At 65.6% G+C, this 23,929-nt stretch carries 21 protein-coding genes; 11 read left to right on the top strand and 10 right to left on the bottom strand.

Annotated elements, in window-relative coordinates:
* Positions 1-385: 385 nt before the first annotated feature.
* The 3 genes from HNR01_RS01690 to HNR01_RS01680 form a co-directional block, all read right to left on the bottom strand.
* The gene (locus HNR01_RS01690; protein WP_183666234.1) at positions 386-745 is read right to left on the bottom strand and encodes an acid-activated periplasmic chaperone HdeA; all 360 of its coding nucleotides are present in this window, start codon (positions 743-745) and stop codon (positions 386-388) included.
* 795 nt (positions 746-1,540) lie between these two features.
* Positions 1,541-2,272, bottom strand: a complete 732-nt coding sequence (locus HNR01_RS01685; protein WP_183666232.1) for a DUF4198 domain-containing protein — start codon at positions 2,270-2,272, stop codon at positions 1,541-1,543.
* Positions 2,269-4,383, bottom strand: a complete 2,115-nt coding sequence (locus tag HNR01_RS01680; RefSeq protein ID WP_183666231.1) for a TonB-dependent receptor — start codon at positions 4,381-4,383, stop codon at positions 2,269-2,271. The genes HNR01_RS01685 and HNR01_RS01680 overlap by 4 nt, the downstream gene beginning before the upstream one ends.
* A gap of 642 nt (positions 4,384-5,025) precedes the next feature.
* On the opposite strand from HNR01_RS01680, the gene HNR01_RS01675 reads away from it, so the two are divergent.
* The 11 genes from HNR01_RS01675 (at position 5,026) to HNR01_RS01625 (ending at position 13,842) form a co-directional block, all read left to right on the top strand.
* Positions 5,026-5,328, top strand: a complete 303-nt coding sequence (locus HNR01_RS01675; protein WP_017482920.1) for an urease subunit gamma — start codon at positions 5,026-5,028, stop codon at positions 5,326-5,328.
* A 24-nt stretch (positions 5,329-5,352) separates the two neighbouring features.
* Positions 5,353-5,763, top strand: a complete 411-nt coding sequence (locus HNR01_RS01670; protein WP_017482919.1) for an urease subunit beta — start codon at positions 5,353-5,355, stop codon at positions 5,761-5,763.
* A gap of 35 nt (positions 5,764-5,798) precedes the next feature.
* The gene (locus HNR01_RS01665) at positions 5,799-7,517 is read left to right on the top strand and encodes an urease subunit alpha (RefSeq protein WP_183666229.1); all 1,719 of its coding nucleotides are present in this window, start codon (positions 5,799-5,801) and stop codon (positions 7,515-7,517) included.
* A 61-nt stretch (positions 7,518-7,578) separates the two neighbouring features.
* Positions 7,579-7,962: a fluoride efflux transporter FluC gene (locus HNR01_RS01660; RefSeq protein ID WP_026105301.1), complete on the top strand. Its 384-nt coding sequence runs from the start codon at positions 7,579-7,581 to the stop codon at positions 7,960-7,962.
* 9 nt (positions 7,963-7,971) lie between these two features.
* Positions 7,972-8,355 carry a fluoride efflux transporter CrcB gene (gene crcB / locus HNR01_RS01655; protein WP_153876734.1) on the top strand — a complete coding sequence of 128 codons (384 nt, stop codon included), beginning with the start codon at positions 7,972-7,974 and terminating at the stop codon, positions 8,353-8,355.
* Between the two features lie 23 nt (positions 8,356-8,378).
* A complete protein-coding gene (locus HNR01_RS01650) occupies positions 8,379-9,083 on the top strand; it encodes an urease accessory protein UreE (protein WP_153876733.1) in 705 nt (234 codons plus the stop codon).
* A gap of 41 nt (positions 9,084-9,124) precedes the next feature.
* Positions 9,125-9,805, top strand: coding sequence for an urease accessory protein UreF (locus HNR01_RS01645; RefSeq protein ID WP_183666227.1), 681 nt, complete (start codon positions 9,125-9,127; stop codon positions 9,803-9,805).
* 20 nt (positions 9,806-9,825) lie between these two features.
* The gene (ureG, locus tag HNR01_RS01640) at positions 9,826-10,473 is read left to right on the top strand and encodes an urease accessory protein UreG (protein WP_017482913.1); all 648 of its coding nucleotides are present in this window, start codon (positions 9,826-9,828) and stop codon (positions 10,471-10,473) included.
* A gap of 3 nt (positions 10,474-10,476) precedes the next feature.
* Positions 10,477-11,412, top strand: a complete 936-nt coding sequence (locus HNR01_RS01635) for an urease accessory protein UreD (protein ID WP_183666225.1) — start codon at positions 10,477-10,479, stop codon at positions 11,410-11,412.
* Between the two features lie 15 nt (positions 11,413-11,427).
* Positions 11,428-12,444: an urea transporter gene (gene yut / locus HNR01_RS01630; protein ID WP_183666223.1), complete on the top strand. Its 1,017-nt coding sequence runs from the start codon at positions 11,428-11,430 to the stop codon at positions 12,442-12,444.
* 159 nt (positions 12,445-12,603) lie between these two features.
* The gene (locus HNR01_RS01625; protein ID WP_183666221.1) at positions 12,604-13,842 is read left to right on the top strand and encodes an ammonium transporter; all 1,239 of its coding nucleotides are present in this window, start codon (positions 12,604-12,606) and stop codon (positions 13,840-13,842) included.
* A gap of 149 nt (positions 13,843-13,991) precedes the next feature.
* Here HNR01_RS01625 and HNR01_RS01620 read toward each other — a convergent pair whose 3' ends face one another.
* The 7 genes from HNR01_RS01620 to HNR01_RS01590 all read right to left on the bottom strand — a co-directional run bounded on the left by HNR01_RS01620 (position 13,992) and on the right by HNR01_RS01590 (position 23,774).
* Entirely contained in the window at positions 13,992-15,494 is a 1,503-nt protein-coding gene (locus tag HNR01_RS01620; RefSeq protein WP_183666219.1) for a Do family serine endopeptidase, read from the bottom strand.
* 473 nt (positions 15,495-15,967) lie between these two features.
* Positions 15,968-17,626, bottom strand: coding sequence for a response regulator (locus tag HNR01_RS01615; protein ID WP_246417353.1), 1,659 nt, complete (start codon positions 17,624-17,626; stop codon positions 15,968-15,970).
* Between the two features lie 62 nt (positions 17,627-17,688).
* Positions 17,689-18,150, bottom strand: a complete 462-nt coding sequence (locus tag HNR01_RS01610; protein ID WP_017482907.1) for a response regulator — start codon at positions 18,148-18,150, stop codon at positions 17,689-17,691.
* A 1-nt stretch (position 18,151) separates the two neighbouring features.
* Positions 18,152-20,434, bottom strand: a complete 2,283-nt coding sequence (locus HNR01_RS01605; protein ID WP_183666217.1) for an ATP-binding protein — start codon at positions 20,432-20,434, stop codon at positions 18,152-18,154.
* A gap of 141 nt (positions 20,435-20,575) precedes the next feature.
* On the bottom strand, positions 20,576-21,556 hold the full coding sequence (locus HNR01_RS01600; protein ID WP_183666215.1) for an ABC transporter ATP-binding protein: 981 nt from the start codon (positions 21,554-21,556) through the stop codon (positions 20,576-20,578).
* Between the two features lie 11 nt (positions 21,557-21,567).
* Entirely contained in the window at positions 21,568-22,407 is an 840-nt protein-coding gene (ntrB, locus tag HNR01_RS01595; RefSeq protein WP_183666213.1) for a nitrate ABC transporter permease, read from the bottom strand.
* A 5-nt stretch (positions 22,408-22,412) separates the two neighbouring features.
* Positions 22,413-23,774 (bottom strand): CmpA/NrtA family ABC transporter substrate-binding protein, encoded by a 1,362-nt coding sequence (locus tag HNR01_RS01590; RefSeq protein WP_183666211.1) that lies wholly within the window; start codon positions 23,772-23,774, stop codon positions 22,413-22,415.
* Between the last annotated feature and the right edge of the window lie 155 nt (positions 23,775-23,929).

Below are 23,929 nucleotides of genomic sequence, written 5' to 3'. Positions count from 1 at the left end.
AGGTGGCAATGCCAGTGGCGGAGGTGGCGGCGGCGGCGGAGGAAAAACCAACGGTGGGGGCGGCGGGGGACCGGGCGGAGGTGGTGGTGGAAACGGCTGTGCGATGGACGCCGTGCTCGTAGCCAGTGCCGCGGTGATGATGATCAATCGCTTCAGCATGCACGGATCTCCATCGGAGTTTGCGACCGACACGGCGCCTGGATGTCGCGCTTGATTTTAATCGTTCTGCTGCAATACTATAATAACATCTTGGCGAAATAGCTTCGAGTGACTGCTAGATGTGCTGCCAACTGCAGCCGAAAAGCGATTCGTGATGAACATGATAAAGCTTGATGCCGTAAAATCGCCCGTAAATCGGACGATCCGATGATGCCAGCGCGAATGTCTAAAATATTTTCTTCATTTCTCCGTCGATCTTTGACCATAGCGACGCGGACGGCGCCTTCCTGCACTTTTCCGCAACAAAGGGTGTCACCTTCTCTATTCCGTCTATATCGATCGCCACTGCATCCGGTTTCTTCTGGCCCTGCCTGTACCCGGCAGCCCATGCGATGACTTTCGGTTTGAATGTTTCGTCGAGACCGTTGAATTCTTCGCACGTGACCTTGTCGAGCATCTTGCCGGATAGCTTTCCCGATTTCGTATCGGAACTCTTCCCGCTGGCAGTTTCAGCGTGAGCGACGCTAACAGAGAGAGCGATTGCAGCGGCAGTCAGCAGATGAGACGACAGGTATCCTGTGCGCATGATGGACTCCATCGGTTCGTTTTCATGAATTTGTCTGGATTTTGTTCGAGGCAAACGCTTCGAAATCCCGGAAGTCGGTTCAACGACCCAGTACCGGCTCTCAGCCGGCTTGCCGCCGGTCTCATCGGTTTGAGATAATTATCGTCCAGTTTTCGATGCAGCTTGGAGATTCGGTCTTCCGAGCCGACGGGGCAGAATAACTCCGGTCGGTTTTCACGAACCGACCTGAAGATGACAGAGGTTCGTATTCAGGCATCGTTCATGCGATCGGGTGCGTCTTGAATTTAGGCGCCCCGATTACAGCATGAACGGTCTCCAAGAAGGGTTGTTCCAAAAATTTGCAACTTAAAAGATGCGGTTTGCGCTGAATCGCTTCTTAGCTGCGGCCAAATCGGTGATGCAGACCGAGACAACCAAGCGGATGCTAGCCTTGCGTTGCCCGCGATACTTTTCCTTGCGTGCCGGCAAGCCGACATTCGTCAATCTCTTCGTTCCGACCGACCGGTGAGGAGAGGTCGGACTTTTTTCTGTGCAACCGGATGCGACATCGTGGCGGCTTTGAACCGGAGGATGGCTGGTGGCGGCAATGTCGCGCGATCGGTCCTGCGCCTCTCCGCCGCCGCGGCCGTCTGATCTCTGGCGGGGCATGCCGCCTCCACGGCCAACATCCGCTCGTCCTCTGCCCGCGATCCGATCGAGCGCGCCTCGAAGCGCCGTCAGTCGTGCGTGCGCAGCAGCATCAAACGGCGACGGCTTCGAGGGCCGATGCCGCCCGAGCGTCAGCGAGGATTGCGCTTAATTGGTCTTCGGATCAATGACCGTGAAGGCGAGCGTCGCACCGTAGCTATCCGCATCGGCGAGGGCCGGGGTCTGCGAGGGGGTGACGCGGTGGCTGACACCAAGCACCTGCGGGCCGGCGCGGCGCAGCGGCACCACCGCCACGCCCGAGCCGTCCGTCGTCGCACGGGCCTGATCCGCCTCGCTCTTGAAGCTCACCCCGTCGGTGGCGACCACGCTGGCACCGTCGAGCGGACGGCCCTCGAACAGCACCCGCACCCGGATCTGGCCCGAGGCCGAGGTCGGCGCCTCCAGCGGAACGATCTCCAGCGTCTGGCCGACCACCGTCCCCCACGCCGCCGCCGGGCCGGACACCGCCTTGGCGAACTTCACCGACCACAGGCTCTTGTCGGCCTGCGGCAGCATCCGCTTGCTGGCATTGCGGTAGCTGCCGTCGGGCAGGCGCACCCAGTAGCCGTTGTCGTAAGCAGCCGCGAACAGCGCGTCGCCGCGATGGGCGGCGCTCAGGGTCGGGGCCGGGCCGGCCTCCAGCCTGGCCTTCAGCGCCACCGCGCCGGCGGGCTCGTAGGCGGTCAGGCTCATCAGCTTGCCCGCGCTCGGCAGTTCCGGCTCGTGGGGATGCCCGTAGAGCACCTGCACGCCGCTGCCGGTCGGGTCGAGCCAGAGGTCGTGGGCGGCGGCCGGGGCGGTGAGCGCGAGAAGGGCGGCGAGGAGGGCGGTTGGTTTCATCGGGGCGGTGCTCCTGTTGCAAAGCCGTAGGTGAGCCCGGCCAGCAGCGTCAGGCGCGGCTGAGGGCTGGTGAAGATCTCGGCGGCCACGGCGGAGACCGGCGAGCCGAAGTTGAAGATGCTCTCGCTGGTGCGATCGCCGGGATACCAAGTAGCCTGCCCGTAGGTCGTCCAGCCGCTCGGGTGGACGTAGGCGATCCGGCCGCTGAGCCGCGGATAGGGCGAGGACCGCAAGACACCATCTTCGGTCAACGGCTTGGCGCCGATGAAGGACAGGTAGGCCGCTCCTGTCAGGCGCCCGCCGGGCGCCAGGGCAGCCGGTGCTCCGATGTCGAATTCGGCGCCGACCGTTGCGAGGTAGGCCGGTACGTTCGGAATGAAGACCGACGGTACGCCGTTGAGCAGTCGCGCGGACACGCCCGAGTAATTGGCGAACAGCGCTACGCGGTCGAGACCTTCACGATACGCCAGCATTCTCGCCTCGATCTCGAAGCCGTCGCGGCGGGACTTGCCCAGATTCTGTACGGGCAGCCCGGGTGCGGGCTGAAACACCTCGTTGGCGATGTCGGTGAAGAACACCGTGCCGAGGAGGCTGAACCGCTCGAACACGAGCCGGCCGCCGCCTTCCGTGCTCTCGATCGTAAGCGGGACCAGACGGGGATTGCCCGTCAATTCGCTCGATGCGGACGGACTGCGGAAGCCTTGGCCGAAATTGGCGAACAGCTCCAGCCAGTCGACGGGCGTGAGCGCCGCGCCACCTTTGGGGGAGACCACGTTGGGGCTGACCTTGGGCGAGAGCGCTGGGTCGAGGTTGTTGCGGACGTCGTAGAAGAACTGGTCGAAGCGGGCGCCGCCGGTTAGCTTGAGCCAGGGCACCGGCTTGACCTGGACCTGTGCATAGGCGGCGAGGTTGTGCTGCAGGATATCGAGGTCGAGACTGCGCGCAGTGAAGCTGCGCGCGACCGTGGGGCCGGTGTTCACATCGAGCGCGTCCGTGCGCCAATCACCGCCGACGAGGATCTGGGTCGGCAGGGCGTCGAACAGGTTCGTCGTCCAGACCTTGCGGATGCGCCCGCCGACGGTCTCCCGCTCCTCGACCTGCCCGCGCTGGCCGGCACCGAAATCCGAGAAGCGGCTGAACACGTCGTGGCTGGCGTAGAGAAGCGCCGACAGCTCGTCGTCGGGCGGCCCGTTGACGTAGTTGGCTACGAAGGTCTGCAAGGTCTTGCCGCCGCCATCGGTGACATTGGTCGCGGCGCGCGGTGAAACGAGGCCGGCGCGGACGAGGTCGCGCTCCAGGTAGCCGGGCTGCCCGAAGCGCGTGCCGTAGGCCTGCACCCTCAGCGACAGTCTGGAGCCGAGATCGAGCGGGATGGTGACCTTGTTGAAGGCGTTGTAGCGCCCGAGGTCGCCGTTCTCGCGATAGCCGCCGGTGCCGTAGCCTTCGTAGGCGAGGAAGGGCTGGATCCCCGGCCCGAGCTGACTGAAGGTGGTGAGACCCCGAACCGTATCGAAGGAGCCGCCCGAGACGCCGAGCGTCGAGAAGGGCTCGGCTTGCTTGGTCTCGATGAAGATCGAGCCGCCGAGATTGGCGTCGCCCGCCTCGACGGAGAACGGGCCGCGCACAATGCTGATCGAGCGGATGGTCTCCGGGATCAGAGGATTGAGATCGACGTAGTTCGGGGTGTGGATCGAGGAGACCTCGTTGACCGGCACCCCGTCGATGAAGACCGCCACGTCGCGGCCGTGCTCGGCATCGCTGAAACCGCGCAGGGCGATGCCGTATCCGACGCCGCCTTGACCGTAATTCGAGACATCGAAGCCTGCCACGGGACGAAAGAGGTCGCCGTAGCTTTGCACGGGCAGGCGGGCGATCTCCGCCGCATCGATCACCGTGCTGTTCGCGGGAAGGGCCAGAGCCGAGGGCGAGAGCCGGGTCTTTGGATCCGAGCTCGGTGCCGCGACCGTCGCAGCGGAAGCCGTCGATCCGCCCTGCGCCGTGACCTGCAATTCCTCCAGCTCGACCGCGATCGTGTCGATCGCATGGCCGGAAATCGTCGTCGCGCCGAGAACGCTGGCCGATGCGAGCAGGCGCGTCAGAAGCGGCGTCATCACGCAACCCAGGCGATAGATGATTCGGCGTCTACTAAACTTCAAATTATGAGTATGCACAAGCTGATAATTTTGCATACTCGTGTTTTTTTCGGCAGAACGAGCAGGCTTTCGCAAACGTCGCGATCGTACCGGCCGCAGGTTTGAACGGCAAATCCCTCCTCGCGATTGCCTCCTCCGGGGCGTCGATTTCGGATGTGCGTGGTTGGCTGAGCCACTCGCCCAGCTCTTTCAGTCTTCGGCCAAGAAAGATCTTCGAGTGAATGGCTGACGAGCCGGGCCCGCCCAATGAGCGGCGGTGCCTGTTGCCAGATGACTCGTTCCAACATCGAACGAACCGATGCTGAGAGGCCGGCTTGTGCAACTCAAGCGTCGCGATTCGCTGACGATTCCCCCTCGATGTCTCGGAAAAAGTTCGGTGGTGAGGGCGGCCACGTTGTTCGGCGGCTCCCAAGCTGAGCGTGAATTCTCTATCATCACAACAACTTATGAGCGAAAAAGTCTTTTGATGAAGTAATCATTGATATTCAATCGGGACTAGCCACGCAGATTGAAATGCTGCTATGGGTTGAAGGCAAGATATTCTCTGGGTGCCAATAACATGGCCGCTGCGGCGGACCGTATTCGCTCGGGAAAACGCTCATGCATTTCACTCAGCGCGAGACCGACAAGCTGCTGATCTATATGCTTGCCCAGGTTGCACAGCGCCGTCGAGACCAGGGACTCAAGCTCAACCATCCGGAAACTGTCTCCCTCATCTCCGTCGCCGCTCTGGAAGGTGCTCGCGCCGGCAAGACGGTGGAAGAGGTGATGGAACTCGCGGGCAAAACCATCACACGCGACGACGTCATGGACGGTGTCGCGGAAATGATTCCCTACGTTCAGGTCGAAGCGGTGTTCACGGACGGCTCACGCCTCATCACCGTGCATACTCCCATCAAGTAAGTCAGGATGTATGGAGGTGCAGCGATGAGTCCTGCCCAGAAAAAGACCCCGGTCGGCGGCATCATTTTCGGATCTGGCGATATAGAAATCAATGCGGGATATCCGACGACATCGATCAAAGTCAGAAATACGGGCGACAGGCCGATCCAGGTCGGATCGCACTACCACTTCTTCGAGGTGAATGCGTCGCTTGAATTCGATCGTCAGCAAGCCTTCGGAAAGCGGCTCAATATTCCGGCAACGACCGCTCTGCGGTTCGAGCCGGGCGATGAGAAGGAGGTCTCGCTGGTTCCATTTCAGGGCAAGCAGCGGGTGCTCGGTTTCAACGGCCTCGTCAACGGCTGGGTCGGCGACGAATCCTACGACGATTACCGTCCACGCTTGGCCGACGCGCTCGATCGCGTGAACCGCTTCGGGTTCAAGAACAAGCCGTAACCTGCCCCCTCGATGGCCGAATCTGGAGCGCTGGGATGAACAAGATCTCGCGGCGACAATACTCGGATTTGTACGGACCGACGACCGGCGACAAGGTCAGACTCGCCGATACGGACCTCTACATCGAGATTGAGAAAGATCTTCGGGTTTACGGTGAGGAAGCGGTCTATGGGGGCGGCAAGACGCTGCGAGATGGCATGGGTTACGACAACGAGTTGACCAGCGCGGCGGGCGCGCCGGATCTGGTCATCACCAATGTCACGATCGTCGATGCGGTGCTCGGCGTCATCAAGGCCGATCTTGGCATCAAGGACGGCCTGATCGTCGGGATCGGCAAGGCCGGCAATCCGGCCACCATGCCGGGCGTGACGCGGGGCCTTGCGCTCGGCCCGGGAACCGACGCCATTTCCGGCGAACACCTGATCCTCACCGCGGGCGGCATCGACGCGCATGTCCACTTCGTCTCGCCCCAGCAGGCGCAGGCCGCCCTCAGCAACGGCGTGACGACGCTGTTCGGTGGCGGCATCGGGCCGACCGACGGCACCAACGGAACGACCATTACGCCGGGCACGTGGAACATCGAGATGATGCTCCGCTCCTTCGATGCTTGGCCGGTCAATGCGGGCGTGCACGGCAAGGGTAACTGCTCGGCCCCGCTGCCGATCGACGAGCAGATCCGGGCCGGCGCGGTGGGTCTCAAGGTCCACGAGGACTGGGGCAGCACGCCGGCGGCGATCCGCATGGCCCTGACCGTCGCGGACGACCACGACATCCAGGTCTGCATCCACACCGACACCTTGAACGAAGCGGGCTTCGTCGAGAGCACCATCGCCGCCTTTGAAGGGCGCACGATCCACACCTACCACACGGAAGGGGCCGGCGGCGGCCACGCGCCGGACATCATCCGCGTCGCGGGCATCGCCAACGTCCTCCCCAGCTCGACCAACCCGACCATGCCCTACGGCATCAATTCGCAGGCCGAGTTGTTCGACATGGTGATGGTCTGCCACAATCTCAGCCCGAAGATCCCCACCGACGTCGCCTTCGCCGAGAGCCGCGTGCGCGCCGAGACGATCGCGGCGGAAAACGTCCTGCACGATCTCGGCGCGATCTCGATCCTGTCCAGCGACAGCCAGGCGATGGGCCGCGTCGGTGAGAACTGGGCGCGCACCATGCAGACGGCCCACCTGATGAAGGCCCGGCTCGGCGCCTATCCGGGCGATGGCTCCGGCAACGACAATCAGCGGGTACTGCGCTTCGTCGCCAAGGTGACGATCAATCCCGCCATCACCGCGGGCGTCTCGCACGTGATCGGATCGGTCGAAGTCGGCAAGATGGCAGATCTCGTCCTGTGGGAACCGGCCTTCTTCGGCGCCAAGCCGAAGATGGTCATCAAGGGCGGCATGATCTCGTGGGCCATCATGGGCGATCCCAACGCCTCGCTGCCGACACCGCAGCCGGTGGTCTATCGCCCGATGTTCGGCGGTCTGGGTCAGGCGGTGGCGAAGACGCGCGTGACGTTCACGTCCCATGCCGCATACGAGGCTGGCATCGCGGATCGATACGAACTGACGTCCAAGGTCGTGCCGGTCTACGGCACGCGCACCATCACCAAGGCGTCGATGGTCCGGAACGACCGCCTCCCGGTCATCGAGGTCAATCCGGAGACCTTCGCGGTGACGGTCGACGGCAAGCACGCCACGATCGAGCCGGCCACCCATCTCCCGCTCGCTCAGCTTCACTTCTTCAGCTGACCTCCCGTCGTGCAGCGGGAGATGTCTCCCGTTGCCGGCGTCACAACCGGTGCACGCGCTGATGAGACCGATCGACATCATCTGGGTATGTCTCGGCGGCGGAGCCGGCTCGCTCCTGCGCTGGGGGCTCGGCGGCTTCATCGATCGCGCGATCCCCGCACGCTTCAAGTACGGCACCTTCCTCGTCAATGTCAGCGGCGCCTTCGCGATTGCCTATCTCTCCGCCGCTCTGGCTCTCGGATGGCAGCACCGACACGGCGACGTGGTGTCGTCGCTCGTGCTGACGGGCTTTCTCGGCGGCTACACGACGTTCAGCTCGATGCAGCTCGACGCGGCGCAGATGGCGATGGAGAACCGCCATGGACTTGCCGCCCTGTACCTCGTCGCGTCGGTCGGCGTCGGCCTCTGCGCCGCTGCGGCGGGCGTCGCCCTGGCACGAGCGTAGGCGGTTGTCATGGGGGCGCAGACCGTCTTCGTCTTCATCGGCGGCGGGTTCGGCGCGATCACGCGGGAATTGCTGATGCTGCTGATCCCGCAGCAGAATGGTGCCTTTCCGCTCGACATCTTCACCGCCAACGTCGTCGCCTCGTTCTGCCTCGGCGCCGCCTTCGGCCTTCACCGCGCCGGCCACGTCTCGGACGAGTTCATGCTTCTGGTGGGCACCGGCTTCTGCGGCGGGATGTCGACCTTCTCGAGCTTCGCCTACGGCCTCCTGTCCGAGGCGATGGCACCGGGGCAAGCCGGCCTCGCGGTCCTCTACGGCCTGTCCAGCCTGACCGTCGGCTACGCCGCGATCCGACTCGGAATCGAATTCGGGAAACGCCTGCGACGCGCCTGAGCGCGATCCGTTGGGAGAGACGAATGATCCTCGTCGAACACAAGCTCGGTCACCTCAGCGATCCGGTCTGGCAGGAGCGCGCGCGGCAGGGGCGGGTCGATCCGCTGGTGCTGGAGCAATGGGAGGCGCCCAAGAGCCGTCTGCGCAAGGCCAGCGAGAGCGGCATTGAGCTGGCGGTCTCGCTGCCGCGCGCCGAGCACCTGCACGACGGCGACGTGCTCCACTACGACGCGGCGCAGCGGCTCATCGTCGTCGCCCGGATCGCCCTCAGGGACGTGCTGGTGATCGAGCTGGAGGGATTGGAGCGCCTCGCCCCGCACGAAATCCTGCGCGTCTGCTTCGAACTCGGGCACGGCCTCGGCAATCAGCACTGGCCGGCGGTCATCAAGGGATCGACGGTCTACGTGCCGCTCTCGGTCGATCAGAAGGTCATGGCCTCGGTCATGCGCACGCACGCCTTCGCGCATGTAAGAACCCGCTTCGTTCCGGGCGAGGAGGTCGCGGCGAAGCTCGATGCGAAGGAGGTCCGACTTCTCTTCGCGGGTGCCGACGCCACTCCGCATCACCATCACGGCGGTCACGGCACGGAGCCCGCGGACGATCCGCGGGCCGAGACGTCCCACGATCATGGCCCCCACGATCATGGCCCCCACGCTCCTGCGCACGGTCATCGGCACGCGCATGATCAAGCGCACGGGCATCATCATCGTCACGGTTCGGTGGCGTGATGCGGCACGCTGAGCCGAGGGCCCTCCCGGCGCCGCGCGGCATGGCTCATCTCGCGCGCCTGCTGCAATTCTCGGATTCGACGCTGCCGATCGGCTCCTTTGCCTTCTCCAACGGGCTCGAATCCGCGTTGCAGACGGGGATCGTCACCGACGCCGACGGCCTGTCGCGCTTCGTCGAATTCGTCCTGCATCAGAACGCCCGGGTGGATGGCGTCGCACTGCTGCACGCCCATCGCGCCGCCCTGGCGGAGGACTATTCCGGCGTCGTCACCGCCGACCGGGAGTTGCTCTGTCGCCGCGTCGGCGAGGAGCAGCAGATGATGCTGACGCGGATGGGCAAGAAGCTCGCCGAGTTGGCGCTCCGGGTCAGCCCCTCGCCGATGCTGGAGCGCTGGCTCGCGGATATTCGGTCGGATGCGACACCGGGCTGTCTGCCGATCGGACAGGCGATCACCCTCGCGGGTCTCGGCGCGGACGAGACGGAAGCCTTCGTCGTCCACCAGTACGGCATGGCCTCGATGATCCTGAGCGCCGCGCTCCGGCTGATGCGGATCGACCATTTCGAGACCCAGCGCATCCTGTTCGCCGCGCAGGGCCGCGTCGAGGACGAGTACCTCGCCGTGCGCGACCTCGCCCTTAATGAAATGGCGGCTTTCGCGCCGGTCTTCGAGGTGCTCGTCGCCCATCACACCACGGTCCATGTCCGCCTGTTCATGAATTGAGTGCGGCAAAGGAAACCGAGATGAAGAAGATCACTCGTATCGGCATCGGCGGCCCGGTCGGCTCGGGCAAGACTGCTGTCATCGAGACCATCACGCCGCGCTTGATCGAGCGGGGTATCAAGCCGCTTATCATCACCAACGACGTCGTCACCACGGAAGATGCCAAGCAGGTGCGCCGTACCCTCAACGGCGTGCTGATCGAGGAAAAGATCGTCGGCGTCGAGACCGGAGCCTGCCCGCATACGGCAGTCCGCGAAGATCCGTCGATGAATATCGCTGCGGTCGAGGAGCTCGAGGACAAATATCCCGACAGCGACGTGATCCTGATCGAATCCGGCGGCGACAACCTCACGCTCACCTTCAGCCCGGCGCTGGCTGACTTCTACATCTACGTGATCGACGTCGCCGCCGGTGACAAGATACCCCGCAAGAACGGCGCCGGAGTCTGCCAGTCCGACATTCTCGTCATCAACAAGAAGGATCTCGCCCCCTATGTCGGTGCGAGCCTCGAGGTCATGGCGCGTGATTCCAAGATCATGCGCGGCAAGAAGCCGTTCCTCTTCACCAATTGCAAGACCGGCGAAGGCGTCGACGCGCTTCTCGCCCTCATCCTCGACATGGCGCTGTTCGATGTGAAGACGAACCGCCCGCTTGCGGCGAGCGCCTGAGTCATGACCCTGCCCGCCGCACTTGGCGTACTCGACGCGGCGCGCGAGCTGCGCGGCTTCCAGACGGAACCGGCACAGATGCGGGCGGCTGCGCCCGGCAAAGTCGGCCGTCTGCGGCTCGGCTTCGCCATGCGCGACGGCCGCTCCGTTCTCCACGATCTCTACCGGGTCGCCCCGCTGCTGGTGCAGCAGGCGCTCTACTGGGACGAGGCGATGCCGGAATTGCCGGTCTGCCCGATCATCTCGGTCGGTGGAGGCATCCTGCAGGGGGATTGCTACACGATCGACATCACCCTGGAGGAAGGCGCCTGTGCGCATATCTCCACGCAGGGCGCCAACCGCATCCACTGCATGGACGCGAACTACGCCTCGCAGCATCAGATGGTGATCGTCGGGGCCGGCGGCTATCTCGAGTATCTGCCGGATTTCACCATTCCCTATCGCGGGTCGCGCTTCATCGCGCGCTCCGACCTCATCGTCGCGGCGGATGCCACCCTGCTCTACGGAGAGATGGTGCTTGCCGGCCGCAAGCATCACCATGTCGAGGAGCGGTTCGGCTTCGACCTGCTGTCGATGGACGTGACCGTGCGGCGTCCCGACGGGCGCAAGCTGTTCGGTGAGAAGACCCTGATCGAGAAAGGCGATCCGACCATCGCCTTCGCCGCGGTGATGCAGGGATTCGACGCCTTCGCCAACATTCTCTGCGTCACTCCCCCGGGGACGGCGACGCGCATCAAGGAGCGCTTCGAGAGCCATTTCCCGTCGGAGGCACCGCGCGCGGCGTCCGGCGTGAGCCGCCTGCCCAACGCCGCCGGGTTGATGCTGCGCGCGGTGGGTGTGGAGACCTACGACGTGCGCAACGAGGTTCGCCGGTTCTGGCGCATCGTGCGCGAGGAGGTGCGCGGCCGCTCCCTTCCCACCGAATCCTACTGGCGCTGAGGAAGGATCGGACCGATGCCACGCGGGCAGAGCAATTTCCTCGTCCAGTCGCTGCGCGGTACGAGCCAAGTCTTCTTCATGGAGAATGCCCTGACGGGCGTGCTGTTCTTCGCCGCGATGGCTTATGCCTCCGCGGTCAGCGGCGTCTGGGCCACCACGATCGGGGCGGCGATCGGCGTTGGCGTCGCGACACTGACCGCGCGCCTTCTCGAATGCGACGAGCCGTCTGTCTCCTCCGGTCTCTACGGATTCAATGGCGTTCTCGTCGGTGCTGCGCTTCCGACCTTCATCGCCGCCTCACCGCAATTGTGGGCCGCGATCGTCATCGGCGCGGCAGCGAGCACGGTCTTCACCGCCGCCTTCAGCGCGACTCTGACCGGTAAATGGGGCATTCCCGGCTCGACCGGACCGTTCGTACTGACTGGCTGGCTCATGGTCGCCGCCGCCTATTCCTTCGGCGGTCTGCATGTGATGGGCGATGTCCCCAAGCTCGCCAGCGACGCGACCTCGCACACCCTCGACATTCCGGCGCCGATGGAGCTCGTCGCGATTTTTTTTCGCAACATCGCGCAGGTCTATCTCCTCGGCAGCGCCGTCAGTGGCGCCATCATCCTGATCGGTGTCCTGATCGCATCCATCCCGGCCGGGATTGCCGCGGCTGCGGGGTCCCTGCTCAGCCTGATCGTCGCGATCACGCTCGGTGCCGATCCGTCGGCCGTGGGCAAGGGCCTCTACGGTTTCAGCCCGGTTCTGACGGCAATGGCCGTCGGCGTCATCTTCCTGACGCCCTCGCCACGGGTGGCCGTCTATGCCGGCCTGGCAACCGTGGTGACCGTCTTCGTCCAGGGCGCGCTCGACGTCATGGTCGCGCCGGCGGGGATCCCGTCCTTCACGGCCCCCTACGTCCTGACGATGTACCTCTTCATCGCGCCGAAGAAGTTGATGGCACCCCATCCGCACGGACCCGTCGCCGATCCCATGATCGATGACCGGGACACGACGCCGGTCTCTGCGGCCGGTTCCTCGCGGTGACGGCGTCTCGGAGCGTCCCCTTTCGGACGCCCCGAACGCACGCACGGCATCGATCCCGTTTCGATCGAACAGCCTTGTCCCGGTCGCGAGCCGAGCCCACTGCGCCGCGCGAAGGCCATCACGTCCCTCGTTCGAGGTCCACAGACCAAGGAGCATGCTATGCCAAGCATCAATGCCGGCGATACGGCCTTCATCCTCATCTGCACCGCGCTGGTGCTCATGATGACGCCGGCCCTGGCTCTCTTCTACGGCGGTCTCGTCAAACAGCGCGACGTGCTCTCCGTCATGATCCAGAACTTCGTCTGCATCGGTGTAGTCGGCGTGGTCTGGGTGTTCGGAGGCTTCAGCCTCGCTTTCGGACCGGATATCGGCGGCACAATCGGTGATTTCGCCTTCTACTTCGGCATGTACGAGGTCGGCATTGAACCCAATCCCGTCTATGCTCCGAATGTCCCCTTCATCATGGTCTTTGCCTACCAGATGATGTTCGCCATCATCACACCGGCCCTGATGACGGGCGCCTTCGTCGGGCGTTTTCGGTTCGGCGCCTACCTGCTTTTCATCACGGCCTGGACCATCCTCGTCTATGTGCCCGCCGCCCACTGGGTCTGGGGCGGGGGGTTCCTGGCCAAGTTGGGCGTCGTCGATTTCGCCGGGGGCATCGTCATCCACACCTCCGCTGGTTTTTCGGCGCTGGCGACGGCGAAGTTTCTCGGCAAGAGGAGGGTGGCGGCGGGCGAGTCCGAATCCGCGCCTGCCAGCCTTCCCCTGGTCGCGCTGGGCGCGGGTCTGCTCTGGTTCGGCTGGTTCGGCTTCAACGCCGGCGGTGCCTACGCGGCGGATGCCCTGGCGGCCTATGCCTTCACCAACACCATGCTCGCAGGCTCCATCGCCATGCTGGTGTGGATGTTCTGGGAGTGGCGCGAGACCAAGCAGCCGTCCTTCTCCGGCGTCCTCGTCGGAGCGGTGGCGGGGCTGGCGACGATCACGCCGGCCTCCGGCTATGTCGAGCCCATCGCCGCCCTGGCAATCGGCGCAATCGGCGCGACGGCTTGCTACTATGCGAAGCACGTCCAGAGATGGCTGAAGATCGACGACACGCTGGAGGTCTGGCGGGCTCACGGCGTCGGCGGCCTGACCGGTGCCCTGCTCATCGGTCTCCTGGCCAGCCCGCACATCAATCAAGTCTCGGCGAGTCTTCAGCAATTCGGCGTTCAGCTTCTCGCCGTCGTGGTCGTTGGCGCCTATGCCTCCGTCGTCACCCTCCTCATATTGAAGGGTCTCGATCACTTCGGGACGCTGCGGGTGCCGGAGGAGCTTCAGGAAGAGGGTCTCGACACGATGCTCGGCGAGCGCGCCTTCAACCTGTGGAACATGGATCGAACCCTCCCGAAGTAGCCTTGCTGCGACGGCGGGCCACGGCAGGGCGGGACATAGCGTCCACAATACAGGTCGGGGGACCGGCGGGCGGTGTGATCTGGCAGCCTGATGGCGCGTCCGCAAAGTCGGCGGGGCCGCAATGGGTCCCGCCGCGATGCTAGAGCGGTTCACCCCTCCTTGTTGAGGCCGACGGCGACGAAGCGGGTCTGTCGCCTCGCGCTCTTCACCCGCATCAGCACCGCCTTGCGGCCGTTCAATTCCGCCGCGCGGATCTGCGCCTGAACGTCCGAGGGCTTCGACACGCTGGTCCCGGCCACATCCAAGATCACGTCGCCCTGCGCGATGCCCTTGGCCGCGGCCGGGCCGTCCGGATCGACGTCCATCACCGCCACGCCCTCGTCGCCGAGGCCGACGTCGTTCGCCGGAGCGAGGCTCAGGCCGAGGCGCGGCTGACCGCCCGATGAGCTGTCACCGCGGCTCGCCACCTTGCCGTCGGTCGGAAGCGTGCCGAGCTCGACCGTGGCCACGTCGCTCTTGCCGTTGCGCAGATAGGCGAGCTTCACCTCGGTGCCGGGCTTGAGGCCGGCGATGCGACGCGACAGGTCGCGGGCATCGTTGACCGGCGCACCGTTGACCGACTCGATCACGTCACCTGGCTTCAGCCCGGCCTTGGCGGCCGGCGTCCCGTTCTCGGCGTGATCGACCAGGGCGCCCTTCGCCTTGTCGAGGCCGAGACCCTCGGCGATGTCCTTGGTCACCGGCTGCACCTGCACGCCGAGATAGCCGCGCACCACCTTGCCATCGGTGCGGAGCTGATCGACCACCGTCTGCACGGTCTCGGCGGGGATGGCGAAGCCGAGGCCGACCGAGCCGCCCGACGGCGAGGCGATCGCCGTGTTCACGCCCACGACCTCGCCGTTGACGTTGAAGGTCGGGCCGCCGGAATTGCCCTTGTTGATCGGCGCGTCGATCTGCAGGAAGTCGTCGTAGGGGCCGGCACCGATGTCGCGGCCGCGGGCCGAGACGATGCCGGCGGTCACGGTACCGCCGAGGCCGAACGGGTTGCCGATGGCCACGACCCAGTCGCCGACGCGCGGCGCACCCTTGCCGAACTGGACGTAGGGGTAGCTGCCGCTCTCGGTGATCTTGAGCAGGGCGATGTCGGTCTTGGGATCCTTGCCGATCACCTTGGCGTCGAGGGTGCGGCTGTCGTCGAGGGTGACCTGGACGGTCTTGGCCTTGTCGACGACGTGGTTGTTGGTGACCACGTAGCCGTCCGCCGAGATGATGAAGCCCGAGCCGACCGCGCCGCGCTCGCCGCGCTGCGGCATGCCGCGACCGCCCTGTCCGTTACCTTGTCCGAAGCGCTTGAAGAACTCGCGCAGCTGCGGCGGCACCTGCTGCATGTTCGGGCTGCCGGGGCCGTCGTCATCGTCGTCGAGGGCGCTGTCGAGCTTCACCTTCACGGCGACGACGCCGGGCTTCACCTTGTCGACGACGTTGGCGAAGGAGCCGGGCGGGTGCTCGGGCGCCTCGATCGGGGTCTTGGGCAGGGCCTGGGCATAGGCGGACGTGGCGGGTTCGGTCAGGCCGAAGCCGGCGGCGCCGCCTGCGACGAGGGCGGCCGCGGCGACAGAGGCGAAGGCACGGCGGCGGACGATCAGAGTCATGGAGGTCTCCAACGGTCGATCACTGAGGCATGCCGCCCTGACGTGCCGGAATGCAGCCGGACGTCGGACTCTTGGACAATGAGCGAAAGTCTAGGTTGTGCCATCCGCTCGCCGATTGTGGGAAGGTTGCAGCCCGACCGGGGAACTTCGTCACCGGTGCTGCCACGGCAGGATGAGCGGAGCGGATCTACGGACCGCCGTCGAGGAGGTGCAGGTCTTTTCCTGCGCAGACGCGTCTTCGCAGTTCTTCTCCGGGGCGCGACCGGTCGAATCTTCGCTGGACTGGACCTCGATCCGCCGTCTCTGATCGACGGAACGCGGATCCAGGGCATCAGGGGTGCAAGATCAGGCGCCGTGGGGCTTCGCGCCCGGATGCTGCGTCGCCGGCAGGGCGAACCGGAACAGGGGCCGGATGCTCCTCCGGCCCACTGCCGAAGGGTCGGGCTCTCGACCGGCTCGGCCAGAGGGCAACGTCAACGATTGGAGACGAGCTTCAGGCCGGGCGCGCGGTACGTGTGAAGGGCCGCCGCGACTTTGCGTTCGAGCTCGCCGTCGAGGAACGGCTTCTGCACGATCCGGTCCTCACCGATGCCGCCGCGGGTCAAGGCGGTCTGATCGGCATACCCGGTCACGAAGATCACGGGGATGGCCGGCCAGCTCTTCCGGATCTCGGCGGCGACATCGACGCCGTTCATGCCGGGCATCGCGAAATCCACCACGACAAGGTCGAAGCAGGGGTCCTGCTCGAGCACGTGGATGGCGGCCAGACCCGAGCCCGCCTCACGGATCACGTACCCGGCCTCGCTCAGCTTGGTCACGGTGATTTCCCGGACGGCGCTGTCATCGTCGACGACGAGAAGCGCAGGCTTGTCGCCGGCATTGCGCGAAGTCGCGCACTCGATCTCGCCCGGCTCGGCGGCCTCGACGCCCTCGTCAGCGGCCACCCGCGGAAGATAGACGCGAACGGTGGTCCCCTCCCCGGCTTCGGTCTCGATCCGCACCCCGCCCCCAGACTGCTTGGCGAAGCCGTAGACCTGCGCGAGCCCCAAGCCCGAGCCCTTTCCGACTTCCTTCGTCGTGAAGAACGGCTCGAAGACCCGATGGAGCACCTCCGGTGGGATGCCGGACCCCGTATCGCTGACAGCCACCATGGCGTACTCGCCCGGAGGCGGCTCCTCGGGGCGCGACGGGGCGGCACCGAGCCGGACGTTGGCGGTCTCGATGGTGAGACAGCCGCCGACGGCCATGGCATCGCGAGCGTTGATGGCCAGATTGAGAATGATCAGTTCGATCTGCGTGGCGTCGACGAGTGCGGGCCAGAGGTCCGGCTGCAACGTCATCTCGATGCGCACCGCGCCACCGATGGAGCTCTGAAGCAGGTCGCGCATGGACGCGGCCGTCTCGTTCAGCCGCACAGGAACCGGATCGAGACGCTGGCGCCGGGAGAAGGCCAACAGCTGCGCAGTCAGACGAGCGCCCCGCTCGGCCGCACCGCGCATCATCTCCAGCCTGTGCCGCGACCGGTCGTCGGGGACCGCCCGGGCCAGGAACTCGATGTTGCCGGCGATGACGGTGAGGAGGTTGTTGAAATCGTGGGCGACGCCACTCGTCAGCTGACCGACCGCCTCCAGGCGCTGGGCCTGCCGCAGCGCTTCCTCCACGCGCTCGCGCTCGACGATCTGCCGCCGCAGCGCAACATTTGCCTCGGCAAGTTCCCGTGTGCGTTCGGCCACACGCGTCTCGAGCGTCTCGTTGAGCGCGCGAAGGGCGCGCTCGGCGGCGCGGCGCTCCGAATGCGCCCGTGCCTCCGCGAGGGCGCGGACGATCACCGTGGGCAGCCTGTCGAGACGCTGTTTGGTGACGTAATCCGTGGCGCCGTTCTTGAGGGCCTCGACGGCGATGTCCTCGCCAAGCGTCCCGGAGACGAACACGAACGGGATTTCGGGGCAGTGTTCGCGGGCGATGGCCAGCGCGCTGAGGCCGTCGAAGGTCGGCAGCACATAGTCGGCCAGGATCAGGTCATGTCGACACTCGACAGCCGCTGCCGTGAAGGCTTCGCGGGTCATGGTCCGCTCGAGCCGATATGTCAGGCCTGCGCCGTCGAGGACGACGGTGAGAAGCTCCGAGTCCAAGTCACTGTCTTCGAGGAGCAGGATGTGCAGGGGCGTCTCCGCACCGCCTCTCGCGCCGTCCGTCAGGTGTTCGATGGCCAGCCTCCCCGATGCGGCGGCGGTTCATTCAGGACGGCCCAGAATACGCCGAGATCCTGAATGGCGTCGAAAAATTCCTTGAATCCGACCGGCTTTACGACGAACGCGTTCACGCCGAGTTCGTAGGAGCGGACAAGATCGCTTTCCTCCCGTGAGGAGGTCAGCATCACGACGGGAATGGCCCGGGTGCGCGGATCGCTCTTCACTGCTCCGAGCACCTCCAGCCCATCGACCTTCGGCAGCTTCAGATCGAGCAGCACTACGGCCGGATCCTGCACGTCGGGTCGGTCGTAGATGCCCCGCCGGTGAAGGTAGTCCAAGGCCTCGGCGCCGTCGCGGCAGATCACGATCTCGTTGGCGAGCTGACTCTGCTCCAGCGCAGCGAGCGTCAGTTCGATGTCGTTCGGGTTGTCCTCGACGAGCAGGATCGGCTTCAGGTCTGCCATGTCAGCGCGCCCCCTCGCGCAAGGGTAGCGTGAAGTGGAAGGTCGCGCCCCGGCCGAGAGCGCCTTCGGCCCAGGTTCGACCGCCGTGACGCTCAACGATGCGGCGGACATTGGCGAGACCGATGCCGGTACCCTCGAAGTCTTCGACCCGATGCAGGCGCTGGAACACACCGAACAATTTGCCGACATAGGCCATGTCGAAGCCGACGCCGTTGTCGCGCACGTAGAACACCGCCTCGCCGTCGCGATCGGGCTCGCGTCCGATCTCGATCAAGGCCTCGGGCCTGTCGCGGGTGTACTTCACCGCGTTCGAGAGCAAGTTCTCGATGACGAGGCGCAACATCACCGGGTCGGCATAGACGCGCCCGAGGGAGCCGACCTGCCAGCGGATGGCGCGGCTCGGCGGGACATCCCGCAAGGTTTTCCGGCGAACCTCCTCGACGAGTTGGTTCATATCGCCGGACACGCGATTCAGCGAGTTCCGCCCCATCTGCGAGAAGTTGAGAAGGTTGTCGACGAGCTTCCCCGCCGAGAGAGCCGCGTCGGCGATGGTGTCGACGTAGCGGCGCCCCGTCTCGGTGAGGTTCGCGCCCTCGCGCGAGCGTAGGAGCTCCGAGTAGCCCACGATGTGTCGGAACGGAGCCCGAAGGTCGTGGCTGACCGAGTAGGAGAAGGCCTCCAGCTCCTTGTTGGAGCGCTGCAACTCCTCGCTCAGGGCCGCGAGTTCCTCGGCCCGGCGCAGCACGATGCCGAGTACGGCCGATCGCAGGTCCTTGGCGGCGTCGACCTCGGGACCGGACCAGGGCAGCGATCGGCCCTGCACGGTCTCCTTCCAGGTCTCGAAGGATTTGCGCGGATGCAGCCGGTCCGGTCCGCCGTCCGGATCCGCGGTCGCCGGCTTGCTGGGGTTGCCGCCCCAACTCACGGTCTGCACGACTTCCGGTCTGAACCAGAGAACGTAGCTCGCGTATTTCTGCGAGATCGAGATGGCGAGCAGGCCGCTCGCGCGATCGGCGAAGGCTCGGGCCGCAGGATAGTCTTCGCCGAGGCTGTCGGTGACGAAGAGGCCCTCGCCGACCGGCTGGCCCGACACCCATTCGTGGATGCCCCGAACTTCGCTGGCAGCCGGCGTCGCACCGAGCAGGCGACAGCCCTCGGCGGTCACGACGGCGGCGCCCGCCGCGTCGACGAGCGCCAGCACGTCCTCGGGATGGTTCAGGAGGCCGTCGATGAAGTGCTCCTCCTCGGCCATGTAGGCGAGAAGGCGTGCCTGGATCGCGCCGAGCCGGATGCGCTGCTCGGCCAGCGCACCCCGCTCCCTGGCGGCGAGCTGCAGGGCGAAGATCCGGGTGAGGAAGTCGCAGGCGTTGCGGGCCTGGAGCGGCACGCGGTGCGGCGCCTTGTTGTGGCAGGAGATCAGGCCCCAGAGCGCCCCGTCCACCAGGATCGAAACGGACATGGACGCCATCGTGCCCATGTTGCGCATGTACTCGACGTGGACGGGCGAGACCGAGCGCAGAACCGCCTGACTCAGATCGAGGGCCGCTCCGGTCGACGGCGCGTGCGACGGGATGATCGGGACCGGCTCGTAGCCGGCATCGGGAATGATGCGAAGGCGGTTGCGCCGGTAGAGTTCGCGCGCCTGGGCCGGAATGTCGGAAGCGGGAAAGCGCAGGTCGAGATAGGATGGCAGCACGCCGTTGCCGTCCTCGGCCACCACGGTGCCGTGCCAGTCCCGGTCGAACCGGTAGACCAGGGCGCGATCGAAGCCGGTGATATGGCGGATGTCCGACGCGAGAAGAGCGCAGAGCTCGGCCACGGAGCCGGCGGCGTGCAGGCCTTCCACGAACGCATTCAGGCGCGGATAGAGCGCGTCGAGGCTCTGAGCGGAAGCGGCCTCGCTCGCGACCTCCTCGAACTCGAGGACGACGAGATCACCGACTCGGTGGGCGGCCAGATCGTAGGACCGGACGCCCTCCCCGCCCCCCAGGGCCAGGGTGGTCAGGAAAGCGGCCCCTTCGAGCGGCTGGGCTTGCGACAGGTAGTGCGCCAGTACCGCCTCAGCTTCTGGGAAAGCCGTGCGGAGGGACGCCCCGTGGACGCTCCCTGCCGGGCGGCCGGGCAGATCCGGGACGTTCGCGCTCGCCTGAACGATCCGCAGGTCGGGCTCGCTCAGAGCGAGCAGGAAGCCGTGCGGCTGGAGCGTGCCGAGAAGATGAATGGGTTCCCTGTCGCACGCAGTCAGATCCGCTGCTCCAGGCGGCCGGGCGCCGGAACCGTCCATATATCCTCCCGCCTCAACGGATTGGGGCGGGACCTTACAGCGGCATCGCTGCGAGCGCGACCCACCTGCCGGCTCGAACCTCCGCGGAGGCACGCGTCACGGGACCGCCCTTGTGGAGCGAGCCCGCAGGAAGCGCGAACCTCAGGCCCGCTTCGCCGGCGGTTCGGCGGCGATGGCCGCCGCGTCGGCCTCGCTCAGGGAAGGCCGGACCGTCGGCGGATGGCGCGAGTCGTAGCCCTCCGGCATCGCGTCCCGCAGAGTGCGGGACCGAGTCACCAGAAAATCGATCAGGTGATTGCGCAGGGCGTAGTAGCCGGGCGCGTGGTGGAGCTGCGTGCGGTCGCGGGCCTTCGGCAGCGGATTCTCGACGATCTCGGCGACCTTCGCCTCCGGACCGTTGGTCATCAGCACAATGCGGTCGGCGAGATAGATCGCCTCGTCGACATCGTGCGTGATCATGAACACGGTCTGGCCGGTCTCGACGCAGATCCGGCGCACCTCGTCCTGCAGCGTGCCGCGGGTGAGCGCGTCGAGGGCCGAGAACGGCTCGTCCATGAGCAGGATCTTCGGCTCGATCGCCAGCGCCCGGGCGATGCCGACGCGCTGCTTCATGCCGCCCGACAGCTCGGACGGGCGCTTGTGCTCGGAACCGGCCAGCCCAACGGTGGCGATCGCCTTCCGGGCGCGCGCCTCGATCTCGGCGCGCCCCGCCTTCCGCCAGCGCGACGACACCGCGTAAGCGACGTTGCCGAGCACGCTTCGCCAGGGCAGCAGGGCGTGCCCCTGGAAGATCACGGCGCGGTCGAGGCTCGTACCGGTGATGGCCTGTCCATCGACGATGACGACCCCCTCGGAGGGGGCATCGAGCCCGGCGAGGATGTTGAGCACCGTCGTCTTGCCGCAACCGGAATGGCCGATCATGCACACGAACTCGCCGCGCCGCATCGGCAGCCACAGGTTCTCGAAGATCGTCGTGGTGGTCCCGCCCGGTGCCGGATAGCGCCGGGCGATGCCCTCGATCGAGATGAACTTTTCCGATGTCGACATGCGGCTGGTCCCGGCCTCGGCGGTCGCGGGAGCGGAGCGGCCGGCTCGCCGCGCGAAGGGAAGGAGCTTACTCATTGCGCCGGACCTCATTCGGGGAAGGTGACGAGGCGCTGGGCGCGCGCCAGGAGCTGGTCGAGGACCATGCCGACGAGGCCGATCACCAGGATCGACGTGATCACGTTGGTGATCGAGAGGTTGTTCCACTCGTTCCAGACGAAGTATCCGATGCCGGTGCCGCCGACCAACATTTCGGCGGCGACGATGACGAGCCACGCGATACCGATCGAGATCCGCATGCCGGTCAGAATCGTCGGAGCGGCCGCCGGCAGGATCACCGTGAAGGCGCGCCGGATCGGACTCACCTCCAGGGTACGGGCGACGTTGAGCCATTCCTTGCGCGTGCCCGCGACGCCGAAGACCGTGTTGATCAGCATCGGCCAGACGGAGCAGATGAAGATCACGAAGATTGCGGAAAGGCTCGAATCCTTGATCGTGTAGAGAGCGAGCGGCATCCAGGCCAGCGGCGAGACCGGCTTCAGGATCTGGATATACGGATCGAGCGCCCGGCTCATCAGCGGCGACATCCCGATGAGGAAGCCGACCGGGATCGCCACCAGCACCGCGAGGCCGTAGCCGAGCGCCACGCGGCCGATCGAGTAGGCGAGCTGGACGCCGATGCCCTTGTCGTTTGGCCCGCGGTCGTAGAACGGGTCCTTGAGGTGCTTCCAGATCGTGGCTCCCACATCGAGGGGGCCGGGCATGGCCGACTTCCCGGTCGTGGCGGTCTGCCCCATCAGGGCGGCGTATTCCGGGTCCATGACCTCGGTCCGGGCCGAGCCGCTCACTGCGACCTGCCAGCCGAGCAGGATGAGCGCCAGCAGCGCCAGGGAGAGGATGCCGGCGCGAAGCGAGAGAGTGCGTTGCATGGGCTCTAGCTCGCACGCTTGATCTTGAAGGACTCGAGGTATTCCTCGGGCTTGGCCGGATCGAAGGTCTTGCCCATGACGACGAAGGTCTTGGTCGTGGCCTCCGGTGGCGTGACTCCGTCCTGCTTCATTAGGCGGGCGGCGTCGGTGGCGCGGTAGACCTGTTTCGCGACCGCCGCGTAGTCGACATCGCCCTTGATCTGGCCCCATCGCTTCATCTGCGTCAGCGTCCAGATCGCGAAGCTCTCGTAGGGGAAGGGATCGAAGGCGACGCGCTTCGGGTCCTTCTTCACGCTGCCAAGACCGTCGGCGTAGGTGCCGGTGAGAACCTGCTCCACCACTGTCACTGGCTGATTGAGGTAGTTCGCAGGCGCGATCGCCGCGGCGATCTCCTTGCGGTTCTCCGTCTTCGAGGCATACGCCGTCGCCTGGAGAATGGCGCGCAGGAGCGCGGCCGTCGCGTTCGGCATCTCGCGGATCGTGTCCTGCGCCACCGAGAAGGAGCAGCAGGGATGTCCGTCCCAGATCTCCTTCGACAGGATGTGGATGAAGCCGACGCCGTCATAGACCGCGCGCTGGACGACATTGTCGGGGGCGAGAAAGCCGTCGATGTTGTCGGCCCGCAGGTTCGCGACCATTTCGGGCGGCGGCACCGAGCGCAACTGCACGTCGGTATCGGGGTCGATGCCGTGCTCGGCGAGATAGTAGCGCAGCAGATAGTTGTGGTTTGAGTAATCGAAGGGGATCGCGAGCTTGAATCCCTTCCAATTCTTGGGGTCGCGGTTGTCCTTGTGCTTATTTGCTAGGCAGATTGCCTGTCCGTTGACGTTCTCGATGGCCGGTACCGCGAAGGGCACCGGGTTCGACCCAAGACCCATGGTGATGGCGAGCGGCATCGGCGCCAGCATGTGGGCTGCGTCGTATTCCTTGTTCAGGGTCTTGTCGCGCACCACCGCCCAGCCGGCGGTCTTCACCACATCGACGTTGAGGCCCTGCTTCTCGTAGAAGCCCATGGGCTTGGCCATGATGATCGGCGTGGCGCAGGTGATTGGAATGAATCCAACCTTGAGGTCCGTCTTCTCGGGCTTTCCGGCCTCCGCGAAGGCCTCGGCGACGAACTTCGTCGGTAGGAACTGGCTGACGGCCGCCGCCGCGGTCGACAAGCCGACGCTGCGGAGGAAGGCGCGGCGCTCGGCCTGATGCGGAAACAGCGCGCGCATCATCGTCGCGTCGACGGCGCGCTCGATCGCGGCATCTCCCGTCGGCAGGGCTGCCTCATGCGCGGCCTGGGTCTCGTGCGCGCCGCACGAGCAGCCGCCGCGGGCGAAACGGCGTCTGGCATCAAAGGGATTGTCGAACAGGGCCATCGCGATCTCCGGCAGGGCTGACCTCAGGCTCTCAGCAACAGTCGCGCCAAGATCTGAAGTAAAATATTTTATCAATCAGATGAGAGGCTTGTGGCGGGCGAGAGTGGAATGGTCTGGAGCCGGGACCACGACATTGTCGATCAAATGTCGACAAT

The organism is Methylorubrum rhodesianum (genome assembly GCF_014199985.1).
In the GTDB taxonomy this organism is placed as follows: Bacteria; Pseudomonadota; Alphaproteobacteria; order Rhizobiales; family Beijerinckiaceae; genus Methylobacterium; species Methylobacterium rhodesianum.
The sequence above is the reverse complement of the archived record's forward strand: the minus strand, read 5'-3'. Positions and strand labels throughout refer to the sequence as shown.

What these genes read in the sequence shown, in the direction of transcription:
- HNR01_RS01690 (WP_183666234.1), bottom strand. Translation starts at nt 745, where the DNA reads ATGCGCACAGGATACCTGTCGTCTCATCTGCTGACTGCCGCTGCAATC.
- HNR01_RS01685 (WP_183666232.1), bottom strand. Translation starts at nt 2,272, where the DNA reads ATGAAACCAACCGCCCTCCTCGCCGCCCTTCTCGCGCTCACCGCCCCG.
- HNR01_RS01680 (WP_183666231.1), bottom strand. Translation starts at nt 4,383, where the DNA reads ATGACGCCGCTTCTGACGCGCCTGCTCGCATCGGCCAGCGTTCTCGGC.
- HNR01_RS01675 (WP_017482920.1), top strand. Translation starts at nt 5,026, where the DNA reads ATGCATTTCACTCAGCGCGAGACCGACAAGCTGCTGATCTATATGCTT.
- HNR01_RS01670 (WP_017482919.1), top strand. Translation starts at nt 5,353, where the DNA reads ATGAGTCCTGCCCAGAAAAAGACCCCGGTCGGCGGCATCATTTTCGGA.
- HNR01_RS01665 (WP_183666229.1), top strand. Translation starts at nt 5,799, where the DNA reads ATGAACAAGATCTCGCGGCGACAATACTCGGATTTGTACGGACCGACG.
- HNR01_RS01660 (WP_026105301.1), top strand. Translation starts at nt 7,579, where the DNA reads ATGAGACCGATCGACATCATCTGGGTATGTCTCGGCGGCGGAGCCGGC.
- crcB (WP_153876734.1), top strand. Translation starts at nt 7,972, where the DNA reads ATGGGGGCGCAGACCGTCTTCGTCTTCATCGGCGGCGGGTTCGGCGCG.
- HNR01_RS01650 (WP_153876733.1), top strand. Translation starts at nt 8,379, where the DNA reads ATGATCCTCGTCGAACACAAGCTCGGTCACCTCAGCGATCCGGTCTGG.
- HNR01_RS01645 (WP_183666227.1), top strand. Translation starts at nt 9,125, where the DNA reads ATGGCTCATCTCGCGCGCCTGCTGCAATTCTCGGATTCGACGCTGCCG.
- ureG (WP_017482913.1), top strand. Translation starts at nt 9,826, where the DNA reads ATGAAGAAGATCACTCGTATCGGCATCGGCGGCCCGGTCGGCTCGGGC.
- HNR01_RS01635 (WP_183666225.1), top strand. Translation starts at nt 10,477, where the DNA reads ATGACCCTGCCCGCCGCACTTGGCGTACTCGACGCGGCGCGCGAGCTG.
- yut (WP_183666223.1), top strand. Translation starts at nt 11,428, where the DNA reads ATGCCACGCGGGCAGAGCAATTTCCTCGTCCAGTCGCTGCGCGGTACG.
- HNR01_RS01625 (WP_183666221.1), top strand. Translation starts at nt 12,604, where the DNA reads ATGCCAAGCATCAATGCCGGCGATACGGCCTTCATCCTCATCTGCACC.
- HNR01_RS01620 (WP_183666219.1), bottom strand. Translation starts at nt 15,494, where the DNA reads ATGACTCTGATCGTCCGCCGCCGTGCCTTCGCCTCTGTCGCCGCGGCC.
- HNR01_RS01610 (WP_017482907.1), bottom strand. Translation starts at nt 18,150, where the DNA reads ATGGCAGACCTGAAGCCGATCCTGCTCGTCGAGGACAACCCGAACGAC.
- HNR01_RS01605 (WP_183666217.1), bottom strand. Translation starts at nt 20,434, where the DNA reads ATGGACGGTTCCGGCGCCCGGCCGCCTGGAGCAGCGGATCTGACTGCG.
- HNR01_RS01600 (WP_183666215.1), bottom strand. Translation starts at nt 21,556, where the DNA reads ATGAGTAAGCTCCTTCCCTTCGCGCGGCGAGCCGGCCGCTCCGCTCCC.
- ntrB (WP_183666213.1), bottom strand. Translation starts at nt 22,407, where the DNA reads ATGCAACGCACTCTCTCGCTTCGCGCCGGCATCCTCTCCCTGGCGCTG.
- HNR01_RS01590 (WP_183666211.1), bottom strand. Translation starts at nt 23,774, where the DNA reads ATGGCCCTGTTCGACAATCCCTTTGATGCCAGACGCCGTTTCGCCCGC.